This window comes from Calyptranema fuscum S582, from assembly GCF_055793305.1.
In genome coordinates, this window is the sequence record NZ_JBSLYH010000009.1 from 185,461 (window position 1) to 192,502 (window position 7,042).

At 49.3% G+C, this 7,042-nt stretch carries 5 protein-coding genes; 2 read left to right on the forward strand and 3 right to left on the reverse strand.

Annotated elements, in window-relative coordinates; all coding sequences use genetic code 11:
- Positions 1 to 8 precede the first annotated feature (8 nt).
- On the forward strand, positions 9 to 674 hold the full coding sequence (locus tag ACR6Z4_RS09010) for a thylakoid membrane photosystem I accumulation factor (protein ID WP_479716911.1): 666 nt from the start codon (positions 9 to 11) through the stop codon (positions 672 to 674).
- Here ACR6Z4_RS09010 and ACR6Z4_RS09015 read toward each other — a convergent pair.
- Positions 637 to 2,013, reverse strand: a complete 1,377-nt coding sequence (locus tag ACR6Z4_RS09015) for a cytochrome P450 (RefSeq protein ID WP_479716912.1) — start codon at positions 2,011 to 2,013, stop codon at positions 637 to 639. The two genes, ACR6Z4_RS09010 and ACR6Z4_RS09015, sit on opposite strands and share 38 nt — an antisense overlap.
- A gap of 688 nt (positions 2,014 to 2,701) precedes the next feature.
- Here ACR6Z4_RS09015 and ACR6Z4_RS09020 point away from each other — a divergent pair.
- The gene (locus ACR6Z4_RS09020) at positions 2,702 to 4,711 is read left to right on the forward strand and encodes a tyrosinase family protein (protein WP_479716913.1); all 2,010 of its coding nucleotides are present in this window, start codon (positions 2,702 to 2,704) and stop codon (positions 4,709 to 4,711) included.
- 257 nt (positions 4,712 to 4,968) lie between these two features.
- On the opposite strand, the gene hypE is transcribed toward ACR6Z4_RS09020, so the two are convergent.
- Together hypE and hypD are read right to left on the reverse strand one after the other, a co-directional pair.
- On the reverse strand, positions 4,969 to 6,057 hold the full coding sequence (gene hypE / locus ACR6Z4_RS09025; protein ID WP_479716914.1) for a hydrogenase expression/formation protein HypE: 1,089 nt from the start codon (positions 6,055 to 6,057) through the stop codon (positions 4,969 to 4,971).
- A gap of 159 nt (positions 6,058 to 6,216) precedes the next feature.
- Positions 6,217 to 7,042, reverse strand: an 826-nt coding sequence (gene hypD / locus ACR6Z4_RS09030) for a hydrogenase formation protein HypD (RefSeq protein WP_479716915.1), incomplete at its 5' end; no start/stop codon positions are given.

The window sequence follows — 7,042 nt, forward strand, 5'->3', positions numbered from 1 at the left end:
ATTGTCTGATGAGTGTCTCCCAATTTTTCACGTCATGGCTGGGTAAAACAGGGTTGCCAAACTCCTGGGCAGGTCTGGTCAACGTCGGTTTTCGTTCTGTTTGCCAGTGGCGCACCCTCTCTAAGGTTGTGCTGAGTTTGGTTCTGGTAGTTACGTGTGGTTTAATTTGGCTGACGCCGCCTGCCCACGCAGGGTTGAAAGATGACCATTATGATGGCAGCATCTTTCCGCTCTACGCTGGAAACGGATCGTTAGTGCCTCCCAAAGTCACGTTGGCAGCCTCTTTCAAACGCGAAGCTCCGACCCTACTGTTTTTGTATTTAGATGACAGTCGCGACTGCAAGCAATACTCATCAGTGATCTCTCAACTCGATGCCTTTTATGGGCGAGCGGTTGATATTATTGCGATTAGTGTCGATGCGATTCCGCCAAAGTCGAGTTACACACCCGACGAACCAGGGTATTACTACAAAGGTCTGGTGCCTCAGGTGGCAGTGTTCAACCAGACGGGAGAATTGCTGCTGAATGAGACGGGTTCGGTTCCGTTTGAGAAAATTGATGATATCTTCCGAGAGCTGTTTGATCTGTTGCCCCGGTCTGAGTCGGTCGAACTCAAGCGACGGCAAGCCAACGAAATTAATGTTGAACTTCAGTCTCAAACGAAAGCGCCTTGATCGGGCGATGACCTGTTAGCATCATTTTGACTCCACCTTTAGGAGCGATCGTCACACCGCGTCGAATGGGCGCAATGGGGCGATCGCTCACTAGTTTTAATTCATATTTTTTCAGAATCGTTGCTAACACGAGTTTCATTTCAAACAACGCAAAGGCAGCTCCGATACAGCGGCGATTGCCACCTCCGAAAGGCAAATATTCATACGGTGAAAACTGTCGTTGCAAAAACCGTTCGGGTTTGAAACAGTGGGCGTCTGGATATAAGTCTTCTCGGCGATGGGTCAGGTAAATGCAAGGGCTAAGCAGCATTCCGGGTTCAAACCGATCCTCCAAAATCTGCACAGGGGCAATCAAGGTTCGTGCGGGGGCAATCACGGCCACTGGATAAATGCGCAATGTTTCCGAACAAACGGCATTGAGATAGGGCAGCCGGTTGACGCTATTTGGATCTAGAGTTTCTAAACTATCTAGCTCGGCAAGCAGCTTGGTTTTGACATCGGGCGTTCTATGAATCCAGTACATTGCCCAACTGAGTGCGGTCGCCGTAGTTTCATGCCCTGCGATCAATAGCGTAATCAATTCATCTCGCAGTTCTTCATCGCTCATGGGCTGTCCGTTTTCATCGCGGGCAGACAAAAGCAACGAGAGGATATCGGTTTGATTGGGATCGAGGTTTTGCCGCTTGGTACGAATTTCGCTGTATAAAAAATCATCGATCTGAGCTTTGAGCCGATTAAAGCGTCCACCCGGACTCCATGCACCCAAATCTTTTTGCAGAAATTGAAAAATGGCGATCGCAAATCCCAACCGGGAAGCCGTCAAATTTAATAAGTGATCCAACAGCGTTTTAATCTGTTCATGGCGATCGCCTTCACTCAGCCCAAAAACAGCCTGGAGGATAACTCGCATTGATACCTCTTGCATCGAAGAGCGAACTGCGAAGGGGGTATTGATCTGCCATTGGTCGGCAACATGCTGAGTAATGTGGCAAATGAGCTGCCCATAGGCACGCATCCGTTCGCCATGGAAGGAGGGCATCAGCAATTGCCGCTGGCGTTGGTGGCGATCGCCATCTAACAATAAGACTGAATTTTCACCCAGCGTTGGTTTCAAAATTTTATTAGCTTGCCCAACCTGCATTTGTTGACCCGTCAGGGTAAAGATCTGCTCAATTGCCCTGGGATCGCTAAAAAATACAAAATTGCGAAAGTTGCCCAGATTGACGATAAAGCGATCGCCAAACTGGTGCTGGCAATCTTCGAGCAACTCGATCGGTTGCATAATCCAGCGAAACAGTTGTAACCAGGGAGAGGTGCTGAGAGAAGGAGGATGCGTCATAAAATAACTGGCAGACCTGCGGCTTACCCTTAGACTGTACCGAAAATTGTTTTGTAGCGTATCAGCACCATCGAAACAGTGCAAACAATCGCGGCGATCGCGCCTCACATCGTCTTAACGAACATTTCAACCGCTATCGCCTCGTCCCTGACTCATCAAAAACCTATCAAAAACTGACCCAAACATAGGATCGAAGCATGCATGTTTAGGGCACTCCAGGCATAAAAATCAATGGTTCAGGCAGGTTCCCCCTAAAATTCCCAATATGAGACAGGTTATTCAAAAATTAGAATCAGCGATCGCACGGAAACTAGTTTGAAAGTTAATTAAAGTTCTTCAAAAATTCACAATCTCCTCAGGAATTACACCGTACTATTGGGGACTAGTAACATGCTGCTCTGTATAAAAAGAGAATTTATCCACAGAAAAGAATTGTTACTAAAAATCATCCTTACGGCTTGAATCAAGGCAACGGTTTATACCTTGCCCTGTCCGTTTAGACGCACCACTAACATCGAATTGAGAATGCACCGTTTCAGGCAGATACGGGGAAACGGAGGGTTCCACAAGGTAGCTCTGCACCCTTGCTTTTAACCGCTAATGGGCAGTCTCACGTTTTATCGGGATTTTGATCTCAGAAAATAACCTTAGAAAAAATTAAGAAAGCAAGATTAACAGGGCTATCGAGATGAAATTTCATACGCTTGACTCGGGTCTCCACTCCAAGCCGTCTGCTAGCTATCAGGAGCGATCGGCACGTCAGACTCTTCCTGCCGCAACGCTACAAAAAGGACTTTCCATTACAATGGGCATCCTCACAGGATGCGTTTGCACCCTATTTGCCAAACCAGTCCAAGCATTCACCTTTCAAAGCAGCTACGTCACACCTGCAAATGTGCTGGATTTTACCAGCCTCGGTTACACCTATGACTACGGCTACACCAACACCTTCGATGTATTACCTGCATCCGCTGCCCAAACCACAGGTCTAGCGGTTCGCAAAAATGCAGCAGATTTAACTCAGACAGAAATTGATAAGTTTATCAGTGCGCTGTTAACGCTGAAGCAGACGATGACCACCACAGATAATGGTCTGCAAATCAGCATCTATGACCGTTTTGTGGCGACTCATATTGCAACAGGCGATATTGCAGGTCGCTCTGGGCCCGGAGGCATCACCCTTGCCAATGCGGCTCATAATGGTTCTGCTTTTCTACCCTGGCATCGACAGTTTCTTTACGAATTTGAGAAGGCGCTTCAGAGTGTCGATCCAACGGTGACAATCCCCTTCTGGGATTGGACCAATAGCACCGCTACCTACAACAAAATTTTCCAAAACAACTTTATGGGGCCCGATGGTACAGGGGGTACTAACGGCATCCAGGTGATGAGTGGCTACTTTTCTTTAGCCAATGGCTGGGGTCTGCGTACCGATCTCAACCGCGCTCGCTGGAATGGTTTCAACGCGACTTTGCAACCGCTAACCCGCGATCTGGCTGGTCGGATCACAAGTTTAGGAACCGTGGCTCAAGCCACCACTGCCATTGGGGCAAGCTCTTACACCACATTCCGTGCCCGTCTAGAAGCAGGTACGGGCATGCACAACAACATGCATGGTTGGATTGGCGGCTTTGGTGGAACGATTTCTAATGTTGGGGCATCTCCAAATGATCCGATGTTCTGGTTGCTCCATGCGAACGTCGATCGAATTTGGGCAGAATGGCAACTCAACGGGCACTGGGGTAGCAGTTTCTATCCCTCGACCGGGCAATCCTATGGGCATAATCTGAATGATCCGATGTTTCCCTGGGATGGCGGGATTGTTAGCGCAGCCGCTGATTTACAAGACATTTTGCCCAACTTACCAGGAACAGGCACACAGAGTGTACTCAACGGTAATACAACGGTTAGCAGTAGCTTTACCAATACATCGGTCGTCAGTCCTGGCAATTCACCCGGAACGATCAGCATCTTGGGCGATTATGTTCAAGATGCCTTAGGCGAACTCACCATTGAAATCGGTGGGTTAACCTCAGGTACAGAATACGATCAACTCATGGTTGACGGCACTGCATTTCTAGATGGCGTATTGAACCTTTACTTTTTAGGAGAATTTGAACCAACCGCTGGCGATACATTCAACTTTTTAGTGGCGAATGATGTAGTGGGTGAGTTCTCTACAATCAATGTGTTTGGGTTAGATACTGCCTATGACTTTGATTTGATCTTCCAGGATGGCGTCTACTCTCTCATTGCAATGGGTGCAGGTTCTACGACCGCTAGTAATGGCTTTGCAGAAACGCCGGATGATCTGCTCAATGATGAATCGGGTAACTTATACAATCCAGCTTTTGGTATGGGTGCCGATCACTACTGCTATGGGCAAGAAATGCACCATGGTTGGGGAACGGAAGACGATACTGGTATGGAAGACCATGGCGACATGGAAGACCATGGCGACATGGGAGAAGGCGATGGCATGGACATGGGCGAGGGGGATGGCATGGGTAGCGGCATGGCTCCAGACGAATATCTGCCCCTAGACATGGATGGCGCGACCCTGTGTGAGCAGTTGCTAGCTTACGATATGGGTGAAGATCCAGATTCTGAAACTGTTCCAGAACCCACCTCGGCGTTTGCTCTGGTCACGATGGGACTTTTGGGGTTGGGGTCTCGCTTGTATCGAAATCGGTCTTGATATAGCGCTACGCACTCAGAAGCAGGCAGATAATGGGGGTCAAGAGTGGCGCGAGCGCCATTCTTGACCCCCATTATCTATTCTCATCAATTGCGTAAGAGGATGCGCCTTGATTTCTGACGCGGTGAAGTACTCAAGCCTTCTCGTCTTTTTATAGCGTTCGTGCCTGGATAGATTACGGTTGTTGAGAGAGAGCCGCGCGGAGCGCGGCTCTCTCTCAACAATTTGTGCTTTGTGGAATTGAGAATTGCTGAAACTTAGCAAATTCGCGGAAGTTGTTCGCCACTGAGCATTTCAATTATGCGACTGGCACCGATCTGACTTTCCAAAATCACAGATCCAAGAGCATGGGGAAATGAACCCAACCGAGAATTATCGTTCACCTGACCAATGCGGCAAGCTGTAGCAATACCATCTGTTTTCTCTTGAAACGATCGCATGATTGCTAGGGCTGAGTCAGCGGCGTGGGCTGGGACGATCGCAATAAAGCGACCTTCGTTGGCGATGTAGAGAGGATCAAACCCCAAAATTTCGCAGGCTCCCCGGACTTCTTCGCAGACCGGGATTTGTGTTTCCTGGATAGCGATCGCCACTTTTGCTGCCAAAGCGATTTCATTTAGGGTGCTGGCTAAGCCACCTCTCGTTAGATCTCGCAGGCAGTGGATTTCAATTCCGGCATTGAGCAATTCCAACACCAACTCAGCAACGGGAGCCGAGTCACTTTCAAGGGTCGTTTCAAATTCTAAGCCTTCCCGCACTGCCATGATGGCGATGCCGTGTCGTCCCAAATCACCATTCAACAAAATTACATCACCGGGCTGAACCGATGTAGGAGCGATCGCCCACTCATGTTCAATCACACCAATCCCAGCCGTATTGATAAAAATGCCATCGCCTTTACCCCGATCGACCACCTTGGTATCACCCGTGACGATTTGCACCCCGGCATTTTGGGCGGCTTGCTGAATCGATTGCACCACCCGCCACAAGGTTTCCATGGGTAAACCTTCTTCTAAGATGAAGCCCAGGCTGAGATAAAGGGGACGTGCCCCTGCCATTGCCAAGTCATTCACCGTGCCATGCACTGCCAGAGAACCAATATCTCCTCCCGGAAAAAATAGCGGTCGCACTACATAAGAATCAGTCGTAAAGGCAATGCGATGTCCCGATAACGTCAAAGTAGCAGCGTCGTGCTGAACGCGATCGGGAGAACCAAAGACAGGAACAAACATTTGCTCAATCAATTGATGCATCAGCCGACCGCCGCCGCCATGTGCCAGAAGGATCTGGGGATAGTGTTGCGTGGGAATGGGGCAGGAAACAGTGAAATCGAAAGGTTGATTCATAGATGCTGGAGCCGAAAAGGTACGAATCGTAAGGGCGAAGCATTGGGTCAGGATTCAACAACCATCCAAGTTGCACGCCGTTCTCCCGGTATTCCTGCATCTTGGCACGGAGGGTAAGCAGGGTTAACAATGATGTTGGTCATAAAGTATCCAATCGTCTTATCGTTGACGATATCGATAGTATGCCGCACAAGCCCCTTCTGAGGAAACCATCGGCGCACCGAGGGGTCGTTCGGGGGTGCAGCGGGTACCGAAGGCAGGGCAGTCGTGGGGTTTTTGAATGCCCTGAAGGATCAATCCGCTGATACATTCATTCACAGGAGCGGGGACAGGGGCGATCGCATTGGGTAACAAACCTTTATGCCGTACATCAAACTCAGCATAGTCTGCCCGCAACCCTAGCCCACTTTGGGGAATTTCGCCAATGCCTCGCCACTGCTGTGGCACTACTTCAAATACAGATTGAATCAAAGCTTGAGCCGCTTCATTTCCATCGGGACGAACCGAGCGAGTATATTGATTTTCAACAGTTGCCTGTCCGGCTTCTAGTTGTTTGATACACAAATAAAGTCCCTGCATCACATCCAGTGGCTCAAACCCTGTCACCACAATTGGGACATGATATCTGGAGGCGATCGCGTGATAGTCTCGATAGCCCATCACCGTACACACATGCCCCGCTGCTAAGAAACCTTGCACTTGGCAGTTCGGAGAGGACAAAATTGCTGCCATTGCCGGTGGGACTAACACATGCGATACCAGCAGGGAAAAGTTGTGAATCCCCTGTTGTTTTGCCTGGTAAACTGCCATTGCCGTCGCCGGAGCCGTAGTTTCGAATCCCACTGCAAAAAACACCACCTGTTTGTCAGGATTCGCCTCAGCAATCTTTACTGCATCCAAAGGTGAATAGACCATCCGGACATCGCCGCCAGAGGCTTTGACGCTGAGGAGATCGGACGGTGAGGGAGGTGAAGGGGACGAGGGA

Coding starts and splice junctions, on each gene's coding strand:
- ACR6Z4_RS09020 (WP_479716913.1), top strand. CDS start 2,702: ATGAAATTTCATACGCTTGACTCGGGTCTCCACTCCAAGCCGTCTGCT.
- ACR6Z4_RS09015 (WP_479716912.1), bottom strand. CDS start 2,013: ATGACGCATCCTCCTTCTCTCAGCACCTCTCCCTGGTTACAACTGTTT.
- ACR6Z4_RS09010 (WP_479716911.1), top strand. CDS start 9: ATGAGTGTCTCCCAATTTTTCACGTCATGGCTGGGTAAAACAGGGTTG.
- hypE (WP_479716914.1), bottom strand. CDS start 6,057: ATGAATCAACCTTTCGATTTCACTGTTTCCTGCCCCATTCCCACGCAA.